At 71.6% G+C, this 21,236-nt stretch carries 22 protein-coding genes; 21 read left to right on the plus strand and 1 reads right to left on the minus strand.

The genetic code is table 11. The features are described 5' to 3' along the window. Window positions 1-10 precede the first annotated feature (10 nt). From ftsY to ABD732_RS09485, 8 genes are all read left to right on the plus strand, one after another. Window positions 11-1,450 (plus strand): signal recognition particle-docking protein FtsY, encoded by a 1,440-nt coding sequence (ftsY, locus tag ABD732_RS09450; RefSeq protein ID WP_344782978.1) that lies wholly within the window; start codon window positions 11-13, stop codon window positions 1,448-1,450. Window positions 1,451-1,557: 107 nt separating this feature from the next. Further along, window positions 1,558-2,187, plus strand: a complete 630-nt coding sequence (locus ABD732_RS09455; protein WP_344782980.1) for a TetR/AcrR family transcriptional regulator — start codon at window positions 1,558-1,560, stop codon at window positions 2,185-2,187. A 10-nt stretch (window positions 2,188-2,197) separates the two neighbouring features. Continuing rightward, window positions 2,198-3,820 carry an acyl-CoA dehydrogenase family protein gene (locus ABD732_RS09460; RefSeq protein ID WP_344782982.1) on the plus strand — a complete coding sequence of 541 codons (1,623 nt, stop codon included), beginning with the start codon at window positions 2,198-2,200 and terminating at the stop codon, window positions 3,818-3,820. A gap of 148 nt (window positions 3,821-3,968) precedes the next feature. Further along, window positions 3,969-5,303: an ammonium transporter gene (locus tag ABD732_RS09465; protein WP_344782984.1), complete on the plus strand. Its 1,335-nt coding sequence runs from the start codon at window positions 3,969-3,971 to the stop codon at window positions 5,301-5,303. Between the two features lie 46 nt (window positions 5,304-5,349). Next, window positions 5,350-5,688 (plus strand): P-II family nitrogen regulator, encoded by a 339-nt coding sequence (locus tag ABD732_RS09470; RefSeq protein WP_344782986.1) that lies wholly within the window; start codon window positions 5,350-5,352, stop codon window positions 5,686-5,688. Continuing rightward, the gene (locus ABD732_RS09475; RefSeq protein WP_344782988.1) at window positions 5,663-8,047 is read left to right on the plus strand and encodes a [protein-PII] uridylyltransferase; all 2,385 of its coding nucleotides are present in this window, start codon (window positions 5,663-5,665) and stop codon (window positions 8,045-8,047) included. Before ABD732_RS09470 ends, ABD732_RS09475 begins: the two co-directional genes overlap by 26 nt. An 18-nt stretch (window positions 8,048-8,065) precedes the next feature. After that, entirely contained in the window at window positions 8,066-9,649 is a 1,584-nt protein-coding gene (gene ffh, locus ABD732_RS09480; RefSeq protein ID WP_344782990.1) for a signal recognition particle protein, read from the plus strand. 6 nt (window positions 9,650-9,655) lie between these two features. Then, window positions 9,656-10,732: an amidohydrolase family protein gene (locus tag ABD732_RS09485; protein WP_344782992.1), complete on the plus strand. Its 1,077-nt coding sequence runs from the start codon at window positions 9,656-9,658 to the stop codon at window positions 10,730-10,732. Here the strand turns inward: ABD732_RS09485 and ABD732_RS09490 are convergent. Then, a complete protein-coding gene (locus ABD732_RS09490; RefSeq protein WP_344782994.1) occupies window positions 10,719-11,372 on the minus strand; it encodes a hypothetical protein in 654 nt (217 codons plus the stop codon). The genes ABD732_RS09485 and ABD732_RS09490 overlap by 14 nt on opposite strands. 281 nt (window positions 11,373-11,653) lie before the next feature. Between ABD732_RS09490 and rpsP the strand changes: the two genes are divergently transcribed. The 13 genes from rpsP to ABD732_RS09555 all read left to right on the plus strand — a co-directional run bounded on the left by rpsP (window position 11,654) and on the right by ABD732_RS09555 (window position 21,235). Further along, window positions 11,654-12,187 (plus strand): 30S ribosomal protein S16, encoded by a 534-nt coding sequence (rpsP, locus tag ABD732_RS09495; protein WP_344782996.1) that lies wholly within the window; start codon window positions 11,654-11,656, stop codon window positions 12,185-12,187. Further along, window positions 12,184-12,426 carry an RNA-binding protein gene (locus ABD732_RS09500; protein ID WP_344782998.1) on the plus strand — a complete coding sequence of 81 codons (243 nt, stop codon included), beginning with the start codon at window positions 12,184-12,186 and terminating at the stop codon, window positions 12,424-12,426. Before rpsP ends, ABD732_RS09500 begins: the two co-directional genes overlap by 4 nt. 13 nt (window positions 12,427-12,439) lie before the next feature. Next, a complete protein-coding gene (rimM, locus tag ABD732_RS09505; RefSeq protein ID WP_344783000.1) occupies window positions 12,440-12,958 on the plus strand; it encodes a ribosome maturation factor RimM in 519 nt (172 codons plus the stop codon). A gap of 6 nt (window positions 12,959-12,964) precedes the next feature. Beyond that, window positions 12,965-13,645 carry a tRNA (guanosine(37)-N1)-methyltransferase TrmD gene (trmD, locus tag ABD732_RS09510; protein WP_344783002.1) on the plus strand — a complete coding sequence of 227 codons (681 nt, stop codon included), beginning with the start codon at window positions 12,965-12,967 and terminating at the stop codon, window positions 13,643-13,645. 49 nt (window positions 13,646-13,694) lie between these two features. Then, window positions 13,695-14,909 carry a hypothetical protein gene (locus ABD732_RS09515; RefSeq protein ID WP_344783004.1) on the plus strand — a complete coding sequence of 405 codons (1,215 nt, stop codon included), beginning with the start codon at window positions 13,695-13,697 and terminating at the stop codon, window positions 14,907-14,909. A gap of 164 nt (window positions 14,910-15,073) precedes the next feature. Beyond that, entirely contained in the window at window positions 15,074-15,415 is a 342-nt protein-coding gene (gene rplS, locus ABD732_RS09520) for a 50S ribosomal protein L19 (protein ID WP_344783006.1), read from the plus strand. 37 nt (window positions 15,416-15,452) lie between these two features. Further along, window positions 15,453-16,241: a signal peptidase I gene (gene lepB / locus ABD732_RS09525; protein ID WP_344783485.1), complete on the plus strand. Its 789-nt coding sequence runs from the start codon at window positions 15,453-15,455 to the stop codon at window positions 16,239-16,241. Window positions 16,242-16,254: 13 nt separating this feature from the next. Next, the gene (locus tag ABD732_RS09530; RefSeq protein ID WP_344783008.1) at window positions 16,255-16,905 is read left to right on the plus strand and encodes a ribonuclease HII; all 651 of its coding nucleotides are present in this window, start codon (window positions 16,255-16,257) and stop codon (window positions 16,903-16,905) included. 9 nt (window positions 16,906-16,914) lie between these two features. Continuing rightward, entirely contained in the window at window positions 16,915-17,226 is a 312-nt protein-coding gene (locus ABD732_RS09535; RefSeq protein ID WP_344783010.1) for a DUF2469 domain-containing protein, read from the plus strand. A 99-nt stretch (window positions 17,227-17,325) separates the two neighbouring features. Then, on the plus strand, window positions 17,326-17,730 hold the full coding sequence (locus ABD732_RS09540) for a YraN family protein (protein ID WP_344783012.1): 405 nt from the start codon (window positions 17,326-17,328) through the stop codon (window positions 17,728-17,730). A 36-nt stretch (window positions 17,731-17,766) separates the two neighbouring features. Continuing rightward, window positions 17,767-19,251 carry a YifB family Mg chelatase-like AAA ATPase gene (locus ABD732_RS09545; protein WP_344783014.1) on the plus strand — a complete coding sequence of 495 codons (1,485 nt, stop codon included), beginning with the start codon at window positions 17,767-17,769 and terminating at the stop codon, window positions 19,249-19,251. Beyond that, window positions 19,248-20,387, plus strand: a complete 1,140-nt coding sequence (gene dprA / locus ABD732_RS09550; protein WP_344783017.1) for a DNA-processing protein DprA — start codon at window positions 19,248-19,250, stop codon at window positions 20,385-20,387. Before ABD732_RS09545 ends, dprA begins: the two co-directional genes overlap by 4 nt. A gap of 41 nt (window positions 20,388-20,428) precedes the next feature. Next, window positions 20,429-21,235: a siderophore-interacting protein gene (locus tag ABD732_RS09555; protein ID WP_344783019.1), complete on the plus strand. Its 807-nt coding sequence runs from the start codon at window positions 20,429-20,431 to the stop codon at window positions 21,233-21,235. Window position 21,236 lies beyond the last annotated feature (1 nt).

Below are 21,236 nucleotides of genomic sequence, written 5' to 3' on the forward strand. Positions count from 1 at the left end.
AAGGCTCCACGTGAACACTCAAGTCATCATCGGCATCGTCATCGGCGTCGTCTTGCTGGTGGCGCTGCTCGCCGTCACCGGCGTCGCGCTGTCCCGGCGGCGCCGGATCACCCTGGCCGAGCCCACGCAGAAGCAGGAGGTCGACGGGCAGCGCCAGGTGGACAAGTCCGGCGGCTACCAAGCCGGCACCGGTTTCTCGTTCAGTCAGGGCGGCACGGCCACCGCCCCGCCCCCCGCCGCCCCGAAACCGGCCGCCCCGAAACCGGCCGCCCCGAAACCGGCTGCCCCGAAACCCGAGAGCGCGGCCGAGGAGGCCGAGCGGATCCTCGCCGAGGCCTCCGACGCCCCGGTCACCCCGGTCGCCGACGATCCGATCGCGCAGCTGCCCGGCACCGAGACCGAGTCCGAGGATTCGGCCATGGTGGTCGAGGAGTCCGCGGAGTCGGCGACGTCTGAGGCCGAGGCCGAACCGGAACCCGAGGCCGAGCCCGAAGCCCAGCCCGTCGCGGCCGAGCCGGTGCTCGACGAGATCGCCCCGACCGAGGGCCGGCTGTCGCGCCTGCGGGGCCGGCTGGCCCGCTCCCAGGGGGCGATCGGCACCTCCATGCTGGGCCTGCTGGGCGCCGGCGACCTGGACGAGGACAGCTGGGAGGAGATCGAGGACACCCTGGTGATGGCCGACCTCGGCACCGCTGCCACCGAGGCCGTGGTCACGGATCTGCGGGCCGAACTGGCCACCGGCAAGGTGCGTACCGCCGAGGATGCGCGCGCCGCACTGCGCCGCGTGCTGGTGGCGCAGCTGCGCCCGGACCTCGACCGCGCCGTGCACGCCCTGCCGCACGCCGGCGGACCTGCCGTGGTCCTGGTGGTCGGCGTCAACGGCGTCGGCAAGACCACCACCACCGGCAAGCTGGCGCGCGTCCTGGTCGCCGACGGGCGCCGCGTCCTGCTCGGCGCCGCCGACACCTTCCGCGCCGCCGCGGCCGACCAACTGCAGACCTGGGGTGAGCGGGTCGGCGCCGGCATCGTGCGCGGCGCCGAGGGCGCCGACCCGGCGTCGGTGGCCTTCGACTCGGTGGCCACCGGGATCGCCGACGGGGTGGACGTGGTGCTGATCGACACCGCCGGACGCCTGCACACCAAGACCGGCCTGATGGACGAGCTCGGCAAGGTCAAGCGTGTGGTGGAGAAGAAGACTCCGGTCGACGAGGTGCTGCTGGTCCTGGACGCCACCGTCGGCCAGAACGGGCTGACGCAGGCGAAGGTCTTCGCCGAGGTGGTCGACCTGACCGGTGTGGTGCTGACCAAACTCGACGGCACCGCCAAGGGCGGCATCGTCTTCCGGATCCAGGAGGAGCTGGGCGTGCCGGTGAAACTCGTGGGACTGGGGGAGGGCGCCGACGACCTCGCGCCGTTCGATCCGGGCGCCTTCGTCGACGCACTGCTGTAGAAGGCGGCTGTCGCCCCCTGGCCTTAAGAACTGAACTGTGATTCAATCCTTGTTGAGCAAGGTTTGAATCACAGTTCAGTTCATTGGTGTCAGTTCGAGGAGCGGCGATGGCCTACCGGCCGACCGAGGCGACCCGCGCCAGCGCGCAGGCCAAGCGCGACGCGGTGCTCGCCGCCGCCCGGGACGTGGTTGCCGCCGGCGGCTTCGCCGGCGCCTCCGTCGCCGCCATCGCCGAGCGCAGCGGCGTCAGCGTCGGCTCGGTGTACTCGTACTTCGACAATCGGGAGGCCCTGCTCGCCGAGGTCTTCCGCGCCGCGGCCGAGGAGGAGTTCGCCCGGGTCGCCCGCGTGGTCGGCGACGCCGGCGGCGATCCGGCCGCCCGGCTGGCTGCGCTGATCGACACCTTCGCCGAACGCGCGCTGCGCGGGCGGCGGATGGCGTGGTCGCTGCTGTTCGAGCCGGTGACCGCGGCGGTGGACGCCGAACGGCTCCGGCTGCGCCGCAGTTATCGCGAACTCGGCGAGACGATCGTCGCCGACGGCATCGCGGCCGGCACCTTCGTCGACCAGGACGTGCCGGTGGTGGCCGGTGCCGTGATGGGCGCGGTCTCCGAGTCGCTGGTCGGCGCCCTCAATCCCGAACTGACCCCGCACCCGCCGGCCGATCCGGCAGCCCTGATCGCCACGATCCGGCGTTTCTGCTTCCTCGCGCTGGGCGCGAGACCCACCGAGAACTGAGGAGTTCGCCATGACCGCCACCCACCAGGTGTTCAACCAGGCCCCGCCGCGCACCGGCATCAACGAGTACACCGGCCACACCGCGCTGGTCGAGGCCGTCGAGACCTTCGGCGGCGGCTGGGCCGGGAACGACCTGACCGAAGCGGGCGCACTGGTGGGGGGCGCGGACTTCCAGCGCGACGCCGAACTGGCCAACACCTTCACGCCGAAGCTGGTGACCCACGACCGCTGGGGTCACCGCATCGACGACGTCGAGTTCCACCCGGCCTACCACCGCATCATCGGCGACGCGATCGCCCACGGCGCGCACACCAGCTGCTGGTCGGATCCGCGTCCGGGCGCGCACGTCGCCCGCGCCGCGATGTTCATGCAGTTCGGCCAGATCGAACCCGGGCACGCCTGCCCGGTCAGCATGACCCACGCCGTGGTGCCCTCCCTGCGGGTGGATCCCGTCCTGGCCGAGCAGTGGCTGCCGCGCACCTTTTCCCGCGACTACCGGCACGACCTGGGCACCGGCGACAAGACCTCAGCCATCTTCGGCATGGCCATGACCGAGAAGCAGGGCGGCTCGGACGTGCGCGCCAACACCACCCGCGCGGCGGAACAGTCCGACGGCACCTACCTGATCACCGGCCACAAGTGGTTCTGCTCGGCCCCGCAATCGGACGCTTTCCTGGTGCTGGCGCAGACCGAGCCGGGCGTCACCTGCTTCGTGGTGCCGCGGGTCCTGCCCGACGGCACCCGCAACGTCTTCAACGTCCAGCGGCTCAAGGACAAGCTCGGCAACAAGTCGAACGCCTCCAGCGAGGTGGAGTTCGACCGGACCGTCGGCTGGCGACTGGGCGACGAGGGCGCCGGGGTGCGCACCATCATCGAAATGGTCAACCAGACCCGCCTGGACTGCATCCTCGGCAGCGCCGCCGGTATGCGGCAGTCGGTGGCCGAAGCAGCGTGGCACGTGCGCCACCGGTCGGCCTTCGGCGCCACCTTGATCGACCAGCCGGCCATGACCGCCGTGATCGCCGACCTGCAGGTGGAGGCCGAGGCCGCGGTCTGGACCGGTATCGCGCTGGCCGCCGCCTACGACGACGACTCCGCCGACGCGGCCGCCTTCCGCCGGCTGGCCACCGCCGTCGGCAAGTACTGGGTGTGCAAGCGCGGGCCCGGCCACGCCTACGAGGCCCTCGAATGCCTCGGCGGCAACGGCTACACCGAGACCGGTTTCCCGCTGGCGCGCCGCTACCGCGAACAGCCCGTGATGGCCGTCTGGGAGGGGTCGGGCAACGTGATCGCCCTGGACGTGCTGCGCGCGATGATGCGTGATCCGCAGTCGGTGGAGGCCGTCGACGCCGAATTCGAGAAGGCGCTCGGCGTGTACCGCGACTACGACCTGCACGTGGAACGCACCCGCAAGCTGATCGCCGCCGCGGCCGCCGACCCGCAGAACGCTCCGGCGCTGGCCCGCCGCCTCACCGAGTCGATGGCGATCGCGCTGCAGGGCTCGGTGCTGATCCAGCGGGCACCGGCGCCGGTCACCGAGGCCTTCGTCGCCGGCCGTATCGCCGACCCCGGCCACCTGTACGGCGTGCTGGACGCGAACCTGGACCTGGCCGCCATCGCCGCCCGGGCCTGAGCGGCGCCGGTCACCGGTCGGCAATGCAGCCTTAACGCTGCGGTGGCGCACGTAACATCACCGAAACCGTTACGGACGATCGCGGGAAATCTCCGCGCGACACAGTCTTTCTCACACGCCCAAACCGGCGTAGATGAGGAGGTCCACCGTGACAACGGCGCTACCCGACAGCGTTTTCGGCACATTCGACACCGGCGATACCGCCTGGGTGATGATCAGCGCGGCCCTAGTGCTGCTCATGACGCCCGCCCTGGCCTTCTTCTACGGAGGCCTCTGCCGCGGCAAAGCGGTCCTGAACATGATGATGATGTCCTTCATCGCCCTGGCGTCGGTCACCGTCGTCTACGTTCTCTTCGGCTTCTCCATGTCCTTCGGTGACTCGCTCACCGGCACCGGCGACATCGGGGGAGTGTTCTCCAATCCCTTCGCCCTGTGGGGCTCCGATCAGCTGATGGCCACTCGCGAGGTCGACGGGGTCACCCAGGTGGTGATGTGGGGCGACACCGGCATTCCGGCCATCGTCTTCCTGGCGTTCCAGCTGACCTTCGCGGTGATCACCGTGGCGCTGATCAGCGGTGCGATCGCCGAGCGCGCCAAGTTCTCCACATGGGTGGTCTTCACGGTGTTCTTCACCGTGCTGGTGTACCTGCCGCTGGCCCACATGGTCTGGGGCGGCGGACTGCTGTCCGGTTCGGAGAACGGGTTCGCGGCCTGGATCTTCGGCACCACCGACGGTGCGGCCACCGTCGAGCCCATCGACTTCGCCGGCGGCACCGTGGTGCACATCAACGCCGGTATGGCCGCGCTGGTGCTGGCCCTGGTGGTCGGCAAGCGGCTGAGCTTCGGCCGCACCACGCACCGCCCGCACAACATCCCGTTCGTCATGCTCGGCGCGGCCCTGCTGTGGTTCGGCTGGTTCGGCTTCAACGCCGGCTCGGAACTGGGCGCCGACGCGACCACCGGCCTGGTGTGGGTCAACACCACCGCGGCCACTGCGGCGGCGATCGTGGGCTGGCTGGCCATCGAATGGTGGCGCGACGGGCACCCCACCAGTGTGGGTGCCGCCTCGGGCATCGTCGCCGGTCTGGTCGCGATCACCCCGGCCTGTGGTGCGCTGACCCCGGTCGGCTCGCTCGGCCTCGGCGTCGTCGCCGGTGCCCTCTCGGCCCTGGCGATCGGTCTGAAGACCAAGCTCGGCTTCGACGACTCGCTCGACGTGGTCGGCGTGCACCTGGTCTCCGGACTCTGGGGCACCGTCGGTATCGGCCTGCTGGCCAAGGAGTCGGGCCTGTTCTACGGCCACGACCCCAAGCAGCTGGTGGTTCAGATCGTGATCGCACTCGTGGCCCTGGTCTACACCGGCGTCCTGACCACGGTGATCGCGTTCGCTCTGAAGCCGCTCGGCTGGCGAGTGGACCGCGAAGAAGAAGCAACCGGCATCGACTCGGCGGAACATGCCGAGACCGCCTACGAGCTCGCCTGATGTCAGCGGCACTAGGCTCGGAAACCAGAACAGGAAGGGTTCACCCATGAAGCTGATTACCGCCATCATCAAGCCGTTCACATTGGAGGACGTCAAGTCTCGACTCGAGCAGCTGGGCATCGTCGGTATGACGGTCAGCGAGGTGCAGGGCTACGGCCGGCAGAAAGGCCACACCGAGGTCTACCGCGGTGCCGAGTACGCCGTCGACTTCGTGCCGAAGGTCCGGGTGGAGGTGGTGGTCGACGACGACGACCTCGACCGGGTCACCGACGTGATCGTCGAAGCGGCCCGCACCGGCAAGATCGGCGATGGGAAGGTCTGGATCACCCCGGTGGAATCGGTGGTCCGGGTGCGGACCGGTGAACGCGGCACCGAAGCTCTCTGACGGCGGCGCGGCCGACGCCGCGCGCAGCCTCGCGGCGACCCGGACAGCGGTGCTGTCCGGGTTCTCGCCCGACAGGCCGGCCGGGGAGGATCTGCGGGAGGCCCTCACCGCAGCCTACGAGGGGTGGATCGTGCAACGCGCGGACGCTCTCGGGGTCACCGACGGCTGCGGCTACGCCGTGGTGGCCGTCGGGGCGCTCGGACGGCGGGAAATGGTCCCGGGATCGGATCTGGATCTGGTGCTGCTGCACGAGGACCGGCACCCGGAGCGGCTCGCGGCCATCGCCGACGGCTTCTGGTATCCGATCTGGGATTCGGGCCTGAGCCTGGACCACAGCGTCCGGACCCTGCCCGATGCGCTGCGTGCGGCGCGTGAGCAGCCCACCGCCGCGCTGAGTCTGCTGGACGCGCGCTTCATCGCGGGGGACCGCGATCTGGCCGCGCTGATGGTGGACTCGGTGCGGAACCTGTGGCGGATCGAGGCGCGGCTGCGGCTGCCGGATGTGCTCGAGCTGACCCGGGAGCGGTGGGAGCGCACCGGCGACAACGCCCAGCGGGCGCAGCCGGACCTGAAGAACGGCCGCGGCGGTCTCCGCGACGTGCAACTGCTCAACTCGCTGGCGCTGGCTCAGCTGACCGACGGGCTGTCCCGGCTGCGGGCCGACGAACCGGGGACCCCGGTCGCGCGGGCCTACCAGCGGCTGCTCGACGTGCGGACTCAGCATCATCTGATCACCGGCCGCTCGCGCGACCGGCTGCAGCCCGAAGACGCGCAGGATCTCGCCGTGGCACTGGGACTCGAGGACCGGTTCGCCCTGGCCCGGCTGCTCAGCGATGCGGCGCGCACCGTCGACTTCGCCGTCGAGACGGGCCTGCGGACCGCCGCCAACGCGGTGGGCCGGCGCGGACTGTCCCGCCTGCGGAGGCTGCCGGTGCGCACGCCGCTGGACGAGGGAGTGGTGCGCCACGACGGCGAGGTGGCGCTGGCCCGCTCGGTGATCCCCAGTCAGGACGCCGGGCTGGTCTTCCGGGTGGCCGCGGCCGCCGCGCGGAACGATCTGCCGATCAACGGCCCGGCGCTGGAACGCCTGGCCCGCTACGCGCCCGAGCCGGTGGTGCCGTGGACCGCCGAGCCGCTCAGCGACCTGCTGGTGCTGCTGTCGTCGGGGGCGCCGATGGCGCGCACCGTCGAGGCCCTCGACCGCATCGGCCTGTGGGGGAAGATGTTCCCCGAATGGGATCACATCCGGGATCTGGCCCCGCGCGACCCGGTGCACACCTGGACGGTGGACCGCCATTCGATCGAGACGGTGGCGGGTGCGGCCGCCCTGACCACGTCGGTGTCCCGGCCGGATCTGCTGGTGCTGGGCGCGCTGATCCACGACATCGGCAAGGGCCGCGACCGCGACCACTGCGAGGTCGGGGCGGAGTTGGCGACGGTGATCGGCCGGCGGCTGGGCCTGTGGCCGCAGGACGTGGAGATCCTGTCGGCGATGGTCCGTCACCATCTGCTGCTGCCGTCGACCGCCACTCGGCGGGACCCGGCCGATCCGCGGGTGGTGGCCGAGGTGGCCGACACGCTGGGGCACAACCGGGTCCTGGTGGAGTTGCTGGGCGCGCTGGCACAGGCGGACGGCGAGGCCACCGGTTCCGGGGTGTGGAGCGACTGGAAGGCCGGTCTGGTGGCCGGTCTCACCGGCCGGGTCCTGGAGGTGATCGGCGGTGCCGAGGTGCCGCCGCCGGACCCGATGACCCCCGAGCAGCGGGCGCTGGCCGAGGAGGGCGGGCTGCACGTGCGCCTGGAGGCGGGCGACGGTCCGACCACCTATCTGGCGACCCTGGTGGCCCCGGACCGGCCCGGACTGCTGTCGTCGATGGCGGCGGTGCTGGCCGCGGCCGGACTGACCGTGCACGCCGCGCATGTGCGCGTGCACGCCGGTCACGCGGTCGACACCTTCGTGGTGATGCCGGGCTTCGGCGACCCCCCGGACGTGCACGTCCTACGCCAGCGGTTGCGCACCGCGCTCGACGGTCGAGACGACGTCCTGGCGAAGATCCGGCGCGGCGCTCCGCTGCCGCCGGCGCCCGCGCCCGCGCGGGTGGGGTGGATCGACGATCCGGCGGACGGCTCGGTGCTGCTGGAGGTGCGCACCGCCGACACCCCGGCGCTGCTGGCCCGGATCGCGGCGGTCCTGGAAGGTGCCGGCGCCGACGTGCGCTGGGCGACGGTGACGACGCTGGGCTCGACGGTGATCGACACCTTCTGCGTCGGACTGTCCCGGGACACCCCCGGTGCGCGGGCGGAGATCGGCGCCGCGGTGCTGCGGGTCTGCCCGGGCCCCGCGCCGCCCGCGGACTGATCGTGGAAAGATGGGGGAATGTTCGAATCCCTCTCCGACCGGTTGACAGGTGCCCTCAAGGATCTCCGTGGCAAGGGTCGGCTGACCGATGCCGACATCGACGCCACCGCGCGTGAGATCCGGCTGGCACTGCTGGAAGCGGACGTGTCGCTGCCGGTGGTCCGGACCTTCATCTCCCGGATCAAGCAGCGCGCCAAAGGCCAGGAGGTCTCCGGTGCGCTGAACCCGGCGCAGCAGATCGTCAAGATCGTCAACGAAGAGTTGATCGCGATCCTCGGCGGCGAGACCCGGCGGATCCAGCTGGCCAAGACCCCGCCGACGGTCATCATGCTGGCCGGTCTGCAGGGCGCCGGTAAGACGACACTGGCGGGCAAGCTGGCCGCCTGGCTCACCAAGCAGGGCCACACACCGATCCTGGTGGCCTGCGACCTGCAGCGTCCGGGAGCAGTGCAGCAGCTGCAGATCGTCGGCGACCGCGCCGGGGTGCCGGTGTTCGCCCCGAACGCCGGCACGTCCGTCGGCGGCGAGGGCGACCTGGGCACCGACGGCTCCGGCGATCCGGTCGCGGTGGCCACCGACGGCGTGGCGTACGCCCGCGACAAGCAGTACGACGTGGTGATCATCGACACCGCGGGCCGTCTCGGCATCGACGAGGTGCTGATGGGGCAGGCCGCCGCGATCCGCGACGCCACCGAGCCCGACGAGGTGCTCTTCGTCCTGGACGCGATGATCGGCCAGGACGCGGTGAGCACCGCGCAGGCCTTCGCCGAAGGCGTCGACTTCACCGGTGTGGTGCTGACCAAGCTCGACGGCGACGCCCGCGGCGGTGCGGCGCTGTCGGTCCGCGAGATCACCGGCCGGCCCATCATGTTCGCGTCGACGGGTGAGAAGCTCGAGGAATTCGACGTCTTCCACCCCGATCGCATGTCCAGCCGCATCCTCGGCATGGGCGACGTGCTGTCGCTGATCGAGCAGGCCGAACAGCACTGGGACGCCGCCGAGGCCGAGGCCGCCGCCGAGAAGATCAGCCAGGGCGAGCTGACGCTGGACGACTTCCTCCAGCAGATGCTGATGATCCGCAAGATGGGGCCGATCGGGAACCTGCTGGGCATGCTGCCCGGCGCCGGCGACATGAAAGACGCCCTCTCGCAGGTCGACGACAGCCAGCTCGACAAGATCCAGGCGATCATCCGCGGCATGACCCCCGCCGAGCGGGACGACCCGAAGATCATCAACGCCTCCCGCCGCATCCGGATCGCGAACGGCTCCGGCGTGACGGTCACCGACGTCAATCAGCTGGTGGACCGGTTCTTCGCGGCCCGCAAGATGATGTCCCAGATGTCCGGCCGGATGGGCATGCCCGGGGCCGGGAAACGCAACGCGCGCAAGGGCAAGAAGGGCGCCAAGGGACGCAAGGGCAAAGGCAAGGGCCGCGGACCGACGCCGCCGAAGGGCATGCGCGGAGGCCTGCCGGGCATGATGCCGGGCATGGGGATGCCCCCCGGCATGGACCTCTCGCAGATGCCGCCCGGCCTCGACCAGATGCCGCCGGGGCTGGAAGGCCTGGACCTGTCCGACCTGAAGCTGCCGAAGAACAAGTAGCTCGCCGTGGCCGAGCACTACCGCGGAATCGATCCGTTCACCGGTGAGACCGTCGAACTGTGGGTCGACGGCGGGCGAATCTCCACCGAGGCGCTGCCCGGTGCCGAGACCGTCTCCGACGGCGGCGCGATCGTGCCGGGGCTGGTGGACGCCCACAATCACGTGGGCATCGCTCCCGGCCTGGGCGTGACCGTCGAGAAGGCGCGCGAGTTCGCCCATCAGGACGCGCGCGCCGGGGCGCTGCTGCTCCGCGAAGTGGGATCGCCGCTGGACACCCATCCGCTCGACGACGATCCGCGGTGCCCGCGTTTTCTGCGCGCCGGCAAGCACATCGCCCGGCCCAAGCGCTATCTGCGCGACTACGGCGTGGAATTGGACGACCCGGACACCCTCGCCGACGAGGTGCGCCGGCAGGCCGCCGCCGGCGACGGCTGGGTGAAGCTGGTCGGGGACTGGATCGACCGCGACGCCGGCGACCTGGCGCCGCTCTGGACGCGCACCCAACTCGACGCCGCGGTGGCCGCGGCACACGACGCCGGGGCGCGGATCACCGCGCACGTCTTCGGCTACGACGCCCTGCCGGACATCATCGGCGCCGGCTTCGACTCGATCGAGCACGGCACCGGACTCACCGAGGACCTGATCGATCAGCTGGTGGCGCGCGAGATCGCTCTCGTTCCCACCCTGATCCAGGTGGAGAACTTCCCCGGGATCGCCGAAGGCGCCGACCGGTTCCCGGTCTACCAGGCCCATATGCGCAAGCTGTACGCCGAGTCGTCGGCGGTGTACGCGGCCGCCCGTGAGGCCGGGGTGGCGATCTACGCGGGCACCGATGCGGGCGGCTTCGTCGAACACGGCCGCATCGTCGACGAGGTCGAAGCCCTCACCGGGATCGGGTACTCGCCGCTGGAAGCCCTGGCGGCGGCTTCCACCGGGCCGCGGCGATGGCTGGGCGCCGACGGGCTGACCCACGGGGCACGAGCGGACTTCCTGGTCCTGGACGCCGATCCGGGTCGGGACCCGTCGACGCTGCGCCGCCCGCGGCACGTGGTCTGCAGCGGCCTGCAGCTCAGAGCAGCCTGATCACGCCGATGACGATCAGCAGGGCCGAGACCAGCCAGCCGGCCCCGCGGGCCACCACACCCTGATTGGCGCGGGCCTTGGCGAAGAGCCGGCCGATCCACGAGTGCGGGAAGCGGCGGACCAGTCCGAGCAGCAGGGCCGCCAGGAACGGCAGGCTCAGCGCCACGCAGGCGAACAGCAGAATGCCCAGATAGCGCTCGGCGGCGGGCATCCCGCTCGCCGACAGCACGGCCAGCCCGGCGAAGAAGGGCACCGAGGTGGCCGACTGGATGGCGCCGAGGATCATGCCGACCAGGACGGTCAGCGGCGACGGGGTGCGCAGCGGCGTCAGGATCCGGTCCACAAGGTCCGAGGAATCGCCGCCCCGGTAGGTCAGGATCGCGGTGACGATGCCGGTCAGGATCAGCAGGATGCCGAAGACGGGGGAATCGACGACGTGTTTCACGAAGTCGCCGAGGCCGTCGAAGGCCAGCAGCACCACCAGGGCCATCAGGGCCACGCCCAGCCAGTCGCCGAGGATCAGCAGGCCCGCGATCCAGCGGTAGCGGCCGGGGGCGAGCATCATGGCCAGCGCCACCAGGACGCCGATCAGCAGGACGTTGACCGCGTCCACGAAGGCGTAGGCGAGGACGTTGAGCATGGTCGAGTGCTCTCCGTTCCTCGTGGGCAGTGGACGGCCGTTCGTGCGCAGCGGCCGCGTCGTCGGTCGAGTGTAGCCAAGGGGCTCCCGCGGCCGTGCATCGGCGAGGCCGAGGCGCCGGCGGCGCTTTTGTCAGGGCGGGGGCGGGTCTGGCAGAATGAAACGCTGGTTCGCCGGAACCGGTCACGTGCCGACCGGCGGTCACCCCGTAAGAGATCGCAAAACCGGATTCACCTCTCGGTGGATCGCTGAATTGCGCAGTGACACTGAAGGATTGCTACATGGCTGTCAAGATCAAGCTCACCCGGCTCGGCAAGATCCGGAACCCGCAGTACCGCATCATCGTCGCCGATGCCCGCACCCGCCGCAACGGCCGGGCCATCGAGACCATCGGCAAGTACCACCCGAAGGAAGATCCCTCGCTGATCGAGGTCGACTCCGAGCGCGCGCAGTACTGGCTGGGTGTCGGCGCACAGCCGACCGAGCCGGTCCTCGCCCTGCTCAAGGTGACCGGTGACTGGCAGAAGTTCAAGGGCCTGCCGGGCGCCGAGGGCACCCTGAAGGTGGCCGAGCCCAAGACCAGCAAGCAGGAACTGTTCGCCGCCGCGCTGGCCGCCGCGGAGAACGAGCCCGCCGTGGCAGCCACCACCGCGAAGAAGAAGTCCAAGAAGACCGAGACCGAGAAGGTCGAGGAAGTCAAGGACGAGGTGAAGCTGGCCGAGCCGGAGACCGAGGCGGTTGCCGAGGATCTGGCCGCCGACGGCGAGACCGTGGCCGAGGCGGTCGCCGAGGCCGGTGACGAGGCCAAGGCGTGAGTGCCGTCATCGCTGACGCCGTCGAGCACCTGGTGCGCGGCATCGTCGCCAACCCCGACGAGGTTCGGGTGGAACTGATCACCGGCCGTCGCGGGCGGATGATCGAGGTCCACGTCAATCCCGAGGATCTGGGCAAGGTGATCGGCCGCAACGGCCGGACCGCCACCGCGCTGCGGACCCTGGTCGCCGGTGTCGGCGGCCGCGGGATGCGCGTCGACATCGTCGACACCGACCGCTGATCGCGCCGCCGCGATGGATCTGGTGATCGGCCGTGTGGCCAAGACGCACGGCGTTCGCGGAGAACTCGTGGTGGATGTGCGCACCGACGATCCGGGGGAGCGTTTCGCCCCCGGGACCGTCCTGCGCGGCCGCGCGCCCAAAGGCGGCGGCGAGAAGAATTACACGGTGACAGCCGCCCGGCCCCACGCCGGGCGGCTGTTGCTGACCCTGGAGGGCGTCACCGACCGCACCGCGGGCGATGCGTTGCGCGGCACGGTGTTCCTGATCGACGCCGCCGACGTCGACTCCGGCGATCATCCCGACGAGTTCTACGACCACGAGCTGATCGGGCTGCCGGTCGGCACCGTCGACGGCGAGCACGTGGGCGAGATCGCCGACGTCCTGCACCTGCCCGGCGGAGAGCTGCTCTCGGTCACCACCGCGGCCGGCGCCGAGGTGCTGATCCCCTTCGTCACCGAGATCGTGCCGACGGTGACGCGCGAGGCCGTGACGATCGACCCGCCCGACGGCCTCCTGGACCCGGACGCGTGACCTGCGGTGCGCATCGACGTCCTCACCATCTTCCCCGAGTACCTGACCCCGCTGCGGGTCGCGCTGCTCGGTAAGGCCGTCGACGCCGGTCTCCTCGAAGTCGGCATCCACGACCTGCGGGACTGGACGCACGACGTCCACCGCAGCGTCGACGACACCCCGTACGGCGGCGGCCCCGGCATGGTGATGAAGCCGGACGTCTGGGGCCCCGCACTCGACGAGGTCTGCCCCGACGACGCGCTCCTGGTGGTGCCCACCCCGGCCGGGGTGCCGTTCACCCAGGCCACCGCCGAGCGGTGGAGCACCGAGCAACACCTGGTCTTCGCCTGCGGCCGGTACGAGGGCATCGATCAGCGCGTCTTCGACGACGCCGCCCGCCGGGTGCGGGTGGAGGAGGTCTCGCTCGGCGACTTCGTCCTGATCGGCGGCGAGGCCGCGGTCCTGGCGATGGTCGAGGCCACCACCCGCCTGATCCCCGGCGTGCTGGGCAATCCGCAGTCGCATCGGGAGGACTCGTTCTCCGACGGGCTGCTGGAAGGCCCCAGCTACACGCGGCCCAAGGTGTGGCGCGACCTGGAGGTACCGCCGGTGCTGCTGTCCGGGGACCACGGCAAGGTGGACGCCTGGCGCCGTGAGCAAGCGCTGCAGCGCACCCGCGAGCGCCGTCCCGAACTGCTCGACGACTGATCACCGGCGTGTCGCGGAACCGCGACCGGCGCCGCCGCGTCTGAACCACATGGCGCCTCGCACGGACTGGTCGGTGGACCTGGCGGTGGTGCTCGCCCGCATCGAATCGATGGACCCGGGCGGCGCGGCCGCCGATGCCGCGGAGATCGGCCGGATCATGAACGCCGCCCAGCGCATCGCGATGACGCTGCTGAGCCGTTTCGACACCATCGACGGTCTGGCCGGTGACGGCGCGGCGGCCGCGGACCGCGCCGGGGCGCAGCTGGGGGCCGACGTCGGTGCGGTCGCCGACCGGCTCGCCCCGGCGCAGACCGCCCTCACCGCGGCCGCCGGAGACCTGGCGGCTAGTGCGGCGGTCCGGCCGCACCTGGTGAACACCTATGTCGGCGGCGGGGGCACGGTACTGCAGGCCGCGGTGCTCCGCGCCGCGATCGCGGGCACCATGAACGCCGTCTACAGCGATCCGATGAGCGGCCGCACCGACGGTCTGTCGGTGGCGGAGACGCCCGGGCAGCGCGTCGGCGGCCCCGCAGCGATCAGCGGTGCCGCCCCGACCGCTCCGCTCGCAGCCCCGGCTCCCTCGCCCGTCTCCGGGCCGGATCCGATCCCGATCACGGGGGTGGCGCCGGTGGCCACCTCCGGGGCCCCGGCACCGGGGGCGCCGGTGCAGGCACCGCCGGCGCGACCGGCGCCGACACCGCCGTCGCCGACCCGGCCACCGGCCCCCGCAGGCTCGTCGCCGCCGTCTCCCGGGCCCGGGCCCTTGGCTCCCGGACCGGCCGGATCGGCCCCCGCGGGGGCCGTACCGGCCCGATCGCGCGGAACGGCGGCGCCGACCGCGGCCGGAGTGCGGCCCGCCGTCGCCTTCGGGATCGCCGGCCGGACGCCACCCGTCCCGGCGGCGCCCACCGCGACATCGGCTGCGGCTTCCGCCGGGGCCGCCGCCGGCCGCGGTGTCCCGGCTCCGGCCACCGCGGGCCCGGCGGCGTCCGCGACGTCGGCGCCCGGGGCCACCCAGTCCGGCCGGCCCGGCGCCTCGTCGACGGTGCCGCCGGGTGCCGGGCGATCCGGGGCGCGTGAGGACACCGAGCGGCGGCGGCCGGACTATCTGCTGTCGACGCAGGAGTGTGCGCGGCTGATCGGGCCGTTGCCGGTGGCCGGGCCTGCGGTGCTGGGGGAGATGCCCGCGCCGGAGCCGGCACCCGAGGGCCCGGATTCCGGCGGCGGATCAGACGACGACGAGGACGTCGACTTCACCCTGTGACCGGTGATTTCACTCCGGGGGCCGCGTCTGGCAAAATGGTTCGGGTTGCCCGCTCTGTGCGCGCAACGACCACTGACTCGGGCATGAACCGGTCGATCCCGCGCGGTACACCGCGCCGGGCGCCAGGTTCCTCTGCACCACGCCAAGCCTGATTGGAACGACCTATGAACACGCTCGACTTCCTCGACAAGCAGTCCCTCCGCGACGACATCCCGGAGTTCGCCCCCGGCGACACCGTCGATGTCCACGTCAAGGTCATCGAGGGCTCCAAGGAGCGCGTCCAGGTGTTCAAGGGCGTCGTGATCCGCCGCCAGGGCGGCGGCGTGCGCGAGACGTTCACCGTCCGCAAGGTCTCGTTCGGCGTCGGCGTGGAGCGCACCTTCCCGGTGCACAGCCCGAACATCGCCCAGATCGACGTCCTCACCCGCGGCGACGTGCGCCGCGCCAAGCTGTACTACCTGCGCGATCTGCGCGGCAAGGCCGCCAAGATCAAGGAAAAGCGCTGAGCTCACGCTCGCACGCTAACCTGGCCCCGTGAGCGACATCGACGGAACATCCGCCGGCTCGCCGCCGGAGGACGACGGCGACGAGACCGCCCAGACCGAGGGTGGCGAAAAGCGGCGCGGGGGACTCCTCCGCGAGATCGCGATCATCGTCACCATCGTGCTGGTGCTTATGTTCGTCGTCTCCACGTTCTTCTTCCGGCAGTACGTGGTGCCCAGCGAGTCGATGGAACCGACCCTGCACGGGTGCTACGGGTGTGCCAACGACCGCATCGTCGTCGACAAGATGTCGTACCGGTTCACCGATCCGACACCCGGTGACGTGGTGGTCTTCAAGGCGCCGACGTCGTCGTGGGACGGGGCCTGGAGTTCGCCGCGGTCGTCGAACTCGGTGGTGCACGCCCTGCAAGACGTGCTCGCCGTCTTCGCGCTGGCACCGCCGGACGAGAACAACCTGGTCAAGCGGATCATCGCGACCGGCGGTCAGACCGTGCAGTGCCGCAACGACGACGGCAAGGGCGTCACCGTCGACGGCGAGTCGCTCGACGAGCCGTACATCGACCCGGACCTGCAGAACGAGGCCTACGACGTCTCCGACGGCACCCTCGGCGGCGGCACCTGCTACGGCCCGGACTTCGGGCCGATCAAGGTGCCCGACGACCACGTGTGGGTGATGGGCGACAACCGGTCCAACTCGGCGGACTCACGCGAGCACGTCGGCGACGAGTTCCAGGGGACCGTCCCGGTCTCCGACATCCGCGGCAAGGTGCGGTTCATCCTGTACCCGTTCTCGCGGATCGGCGGAGTCGGCTCGGTCGACCCGCAGTAGAGGCGGAGCCGGAGTGCCCAGTTCGCTGCGCTGGCCGCCCCGCACCACGGTGCGCCGGGCCGCGTCCCTGCGCACCCTCGAATTCACGCTGGAACGCAGCGGTCTCGGGCCGGTGGCCGGAGTGGACGAGGCCGGCCGCGGCGCCTGCGCCGGACCGCTGGTGGTGGCCGCCTGCATCCTGCGTCCCACGCAGCTCAAATCCCTTGCCGACCTGGACGACTCGAAGAAGCTGTCCGCGGCCACCCGAGAGCGCCTGTACGCCGCCGTGGTGCGGCACGCCGCCGCCTGGAGCGTGGTCGCGATCGAGGCCGGCGAGATCGACCGGATCGGCGTCCACGTGGCGAACCTGCGCGGCATGCGGCAGGCCGTCGCGGGCCTGTCGATGCGGCCCGGGTACGTGCTGTCGGACGGTTTCGCCGTTCCCGGCCTGCCGGCGCCGTCGTTGCCGGTGATCGGCGGAGACGCCAACGCGGCCTGCATCGCCGCCGCGTCGGTGCTGGCGAAGGTCACCCGGGACCGCATCATGACCGAGCTCGACGGCGTGCACGCCGGCTACGACTTCGCCGTCCACAAGGGCTACAGCACCGCCCGCCACATGGACTGCCTCGACCGCCTGGGACCGTCGCCCGAGCACCGGATGTCGTACCGAAACGTCTGCAGATAGGCTGGCCTGATGAGCGCTGAGGACCTCGAGAAGTACGAAGCAGAGATGGAGCTGTCCCTGTACCGCGAGTACAAGGATCTGGTCGGTCAGTTCTCGTACGTGGTGGAGACCGAACGGCGCTTCTACCTGGCCAACGGCGTGAACCTGGTGCCGCGCAACAACGACGGCGAGGTCTACTTCGAGATCCACATGACCGACGCATGGGTGTGGGACATGTACCGTCCGGCCCGGTTCGTCAAGCAGGTCCGCGTGGTGACCTTCAAGGACGTCAACATCGAGGAACTGGAGCGGTCCGAGCTGCGCCTGCCCGACGAGCCGTGAGTCACGGCCGCTCGGCCGCGGTTGTGGATGAGCGGTGCTGTCCACAGGAACGCTCGCCGGTGAGGTGACCCCGACGCCGCGCCGGACGAGGCTCGGTGCATGGGGGAGAACACGGTGCGCCGCGACCGGCGCGGAAAAGTGGGTCGTATCGGGGAGGACTTGGCCGCCGAGTTCCTGACGTCGCTGGGCTGGCAGATCCTGGACCGCAACTGGCGGACCCGGTACGGCGAACTCGATCTGATCGCCGCCGACGGTCCGTCGCTGGTGATCGTCGAGGTGAAGACGCGGGCCTCGCACACCTACACCGATCCGGTGGCCGCGGTGACGCCGCAGAAGCTGCGCCGGATGCGGCTGCTGGCCCGGCAGTGGCTGGCCGCGCGGCCGGACGGTGCGCCCTGGTGGGAAGTGATCCGGTTCGACGCGGTCTCGGTGCAACTGGATCTGGAGCACCCGTGCGATCGCGACCGCGCCCGGCTGCGCCACCACGTCGGCCTGGTGGAGTGAGGGCCCCCGGTGCACATCGTCGGCAACGTTCACTCGATGGGGCTCGGTGGTTTCGTCGCCACCCCGATCGAGATCCAGGGCAACATCGGCCAGGGCCTGCCCGGATTCACCATCAGCGGCAGCGTCGACTCCTCGCTGCGCGAAGCCAAGGACCGCGTGCGCGCGGCGATCGTCAACTCCGGCTTCAAGTTTCCGGACATGAAGGTGACCGTCGCCCTGGCGCCGGCCGAGGTCCGCAAGGAGGGCTCCGGGTTCGATCTGGGCATGGCCCTGTCGGTGCTGATCGCCGCTGAGCAGGCCGAAGGTGAGCGCGTCGCGGGGACCGTCTTCCTGGGGGAGCTGGCGCTGGACGGCCGGGTGCGTCCGGTGCGCGGGGTGCTGCCGCTGCTGCTCGCCGCGCGTGACGCCGGCTTCGTGCGTGCGGTGGTGCCGGCCGCCAATGCGCGCGAAGCCGCGCTGGTGGACGGCCTGGAGATCGGCGCGGCGCAGTCACTGGGGCAGGTGGTCGCGTGGCTGGCCGGCAGCACCGTCCTCGACGGCCCGCCCGAGGGCGACGGCGGCCGCCCGCCGCCGATCCCGGACATGGCCGACGTGGTGGGGCAGGCGCAGGCCCGCCACGCCCTGGAAGTCGCGGCCGCCGGCGGGCACCACGTGCTGATGACCGGGCCGCCCGGCATCGGCAAGACGATGCTGGCCTCCCGACTGCCCGGGATCCTGCCGCCGCTGCAGCCCGGGGAATCCCTGGAGGTCACCGCGATCCATTCGGTGGCCGGCACGCTGCCGGCCCATCACCCGCTGATCACCGTGCCGCCGTTCATCGCCCCGCACCACAGTGTCAGCATGACGGCGCTGCTCGGCGGCGGCACCGGGATGGCCCGGCCGGGCGCGGTCTCGCGGGCGCACCGGGGCGTGCTGTTCCTGGACGAGTGCGCCGAGTTGGGCCCCAAAGTGCTCGACGGCCTGCGTCAGCCGCTCGAGGACGGGCGGGTGACCATCCTGCGTCGCGACGGCGGCGCGACCTACCCGGCCCGGTTCCTGCTGCTGATGGCCGCCAATCCGTGCCCGTGCGCGCCGGCCAACGACGTCGACTGCGTCTGCAGTTCGGTGGTGCGGCGCCGCTACCTGGGCAAGCTGTCCGGGCCCCTGATGGACCGCATCGACATCCGCGTGCAGATGGAACCGCCCGGCAGCACCATGTTGCTCAGCGCGCAGGGAGAGTCGACCGCCCGGATCGCCGACCGGGTCGACCGGGCCCGCTGCCGGGCGCGGGAGCGATGGCGGGCACAGGGCTGGCTGACCAACTCGGAGGTGCCCGGCAGCGCCCTGCGCCAGGACTTCCCGCTCCACCGCGAGGCACTGGCGCCGATCGAGCGATGCCTGCGCGACGGCCGGGTGACCGCCCGCGGGGCCGACCGGGCGCTGCGACTGGCCTGGACCATCTGTGATCTGCGGGACGGGGACCGGCCCGGCCCCGACGACGTCGCGCAGGCGCTGATGTACCGGGACCGGGAGTTCCGGTGACCGCCGTCGGCACCCGGGAACTGCGCGCCTGGGCGTACCTGTCCGCGGTGGCCGAGCCGCCGTGTGCACCGTTGATCGCGCTGGCCGAACGCTACGGGGCGGTGGAGACCGCGCAGATGATCAAGACGCGGACGCTGCCGGCGGGCCACGGCGGGGTGCTCAAAGCGACGCAGGCCCGCCACGCCACCGATACGGCGGCGAAGGACCTGGACACCGCGGCCGGGCTGGGTGCCCGGTTGCTCACCCGCGATCATCCGGACTGGCCCGAGTGGGCGCTGCTCGCACTGGATCAGGCGGGCACGGCCGAGCGCGGGGGAGGACCACTGGCCCTGTGGGTGCGGGGCACGACGTCGCTCGCCGACATGACGGGCTCGGCGATCGGGGTGGTCGGGGCGCGCGCCGCGTCCCCGTACGGCGAGCACGTCGCGGGCCGGCTGGGCGGCGATCTGGCCGCGGCCGGCCGAGCGGTGATCTCCGGTGCCGCGTACGGCATCGACGGCGCGGCCCACCGCGGCGCACTGGCGGCCGGGGGACTCACCGCGGCGGTCCTGGCCTGCGGCATCGACCGGGACTATCCGGCCGGGCACGCCCGGCTGCTCGGCGAGATCGCCCGCCTGGGGCTGGTGATCACCGAGTACGCGCCGGGAACCACGGCGGCCAAGCACCGCTTCCTGACGCGGAACCGTCTGGTCGCGGCACTGTCCGGCGCGCTGGTGGTAGTAGAGGCCGGGAGGCGGTCCGGGGCGGCTAACACTGCGGCCTGGGCCCGCACCCTGGGCCGGCCGCTGGGGGCGGTGCCCGGGCCGGTCACGGCGGCGTCGTCGGTGGGGTGCCACCAGATGATCGCCGACGGCGAGGCGACCCTGGTGACCGATGCCGCGTCGGCCGTCGCGCTGGTGGAGGTGAACGGGCACGACAACCACGTGCGCTCGCCGGCCCGTCCGACCGACCACCTGCCGCCCGGCCAGTTCGCGGTGATCGAGGCGCTGCCCGCCCACGGCGGACTGAGCCTGGAGGAGATCGCCTTCGTCTCCGGACGCCCCGTCGACGAGGCCCGGGTGGCGCTGGCCCTGCTCGAAGTGGCCGGACTGGTCCAGAACGAGGCCGGAACCTGGAGCCTGACCACCGGTGGTTAGGGTCACCTCACCTACCCGGGAAAAGCGGTACGGTGGAGGCCATGGCAAAGAAGTTGAACACGATGTCGGTCCTGCGGACCGAGTGGCTGACCGATCACATGGTCCGGGTGTGGCTGGGCGGTGACGGCTTCGACGGCTTCGTTCCGGCCGGTGAGGCCGATGCCCCGGACACCGACATGTACGTCAAGCTCCACTTCCCGTCGCCGGACGGCGGCGACGAACCGGTCCTGCGGACCTACACCGTCCGCCGGTACGACCCGGTCGCCCGGGAGATCGCCATCGACTTCGTGGTGCACGGCGACGAGGGCATCGCCGGTCCCTGGGCCGCGCGGGCGACCCCCGGCGAGGTGGTGTCGTTCTTCGGCCCGGGCAGCGGCTACCGGCCCGATCCGGAGGCCCCGTGGCACCTGCTGGTCTCCGACGAGGCCGGTCTGCCCGCCCTCGCCGCCGCCCTGGAGGCGATGCCGGCCGAGGCGGTCGTGAAGGCCTTCATCGAGGTCGCCGGTCCCGAGGACGAGCAGGAGCTGATCGCTCCCGTGGGCGCCGAGATCACCTGGGTCCATCGCGGAGCGTCGTCGGATGTGGCCGCCGACGACGCGGCCGGCGACAACGCCCCGGTGATCGCCGCGGTGCGCGCCGCCCCATGGCTCGACGGCGAACCGCAGGTCTTCGTGCACGGCGAGGCCCAGACGGTGATGAAGAACCTGCGTCCCTACATCCGCAAGGAGCGCGGCGTGAGCGCCAAGCGGGCCTCGTCGATCTCCGGTTACTGGCGACGCGGCCGTACCGAGGAGGGCTTCCGCCAGTGGAAGGCCGAGCAGCGGACCGCGGAGAAGTCGCGGTCCTGAT

Origin of the sequence: Gordonia caeni, from assembly GCF_039537105.1 — a bacterium.
Lineage (GTDB): Bacteria > Actinomycetota > Actinomycetes > Mycobacteriales > Mycobacteriaceae > Gordonia > Gordonia caeni.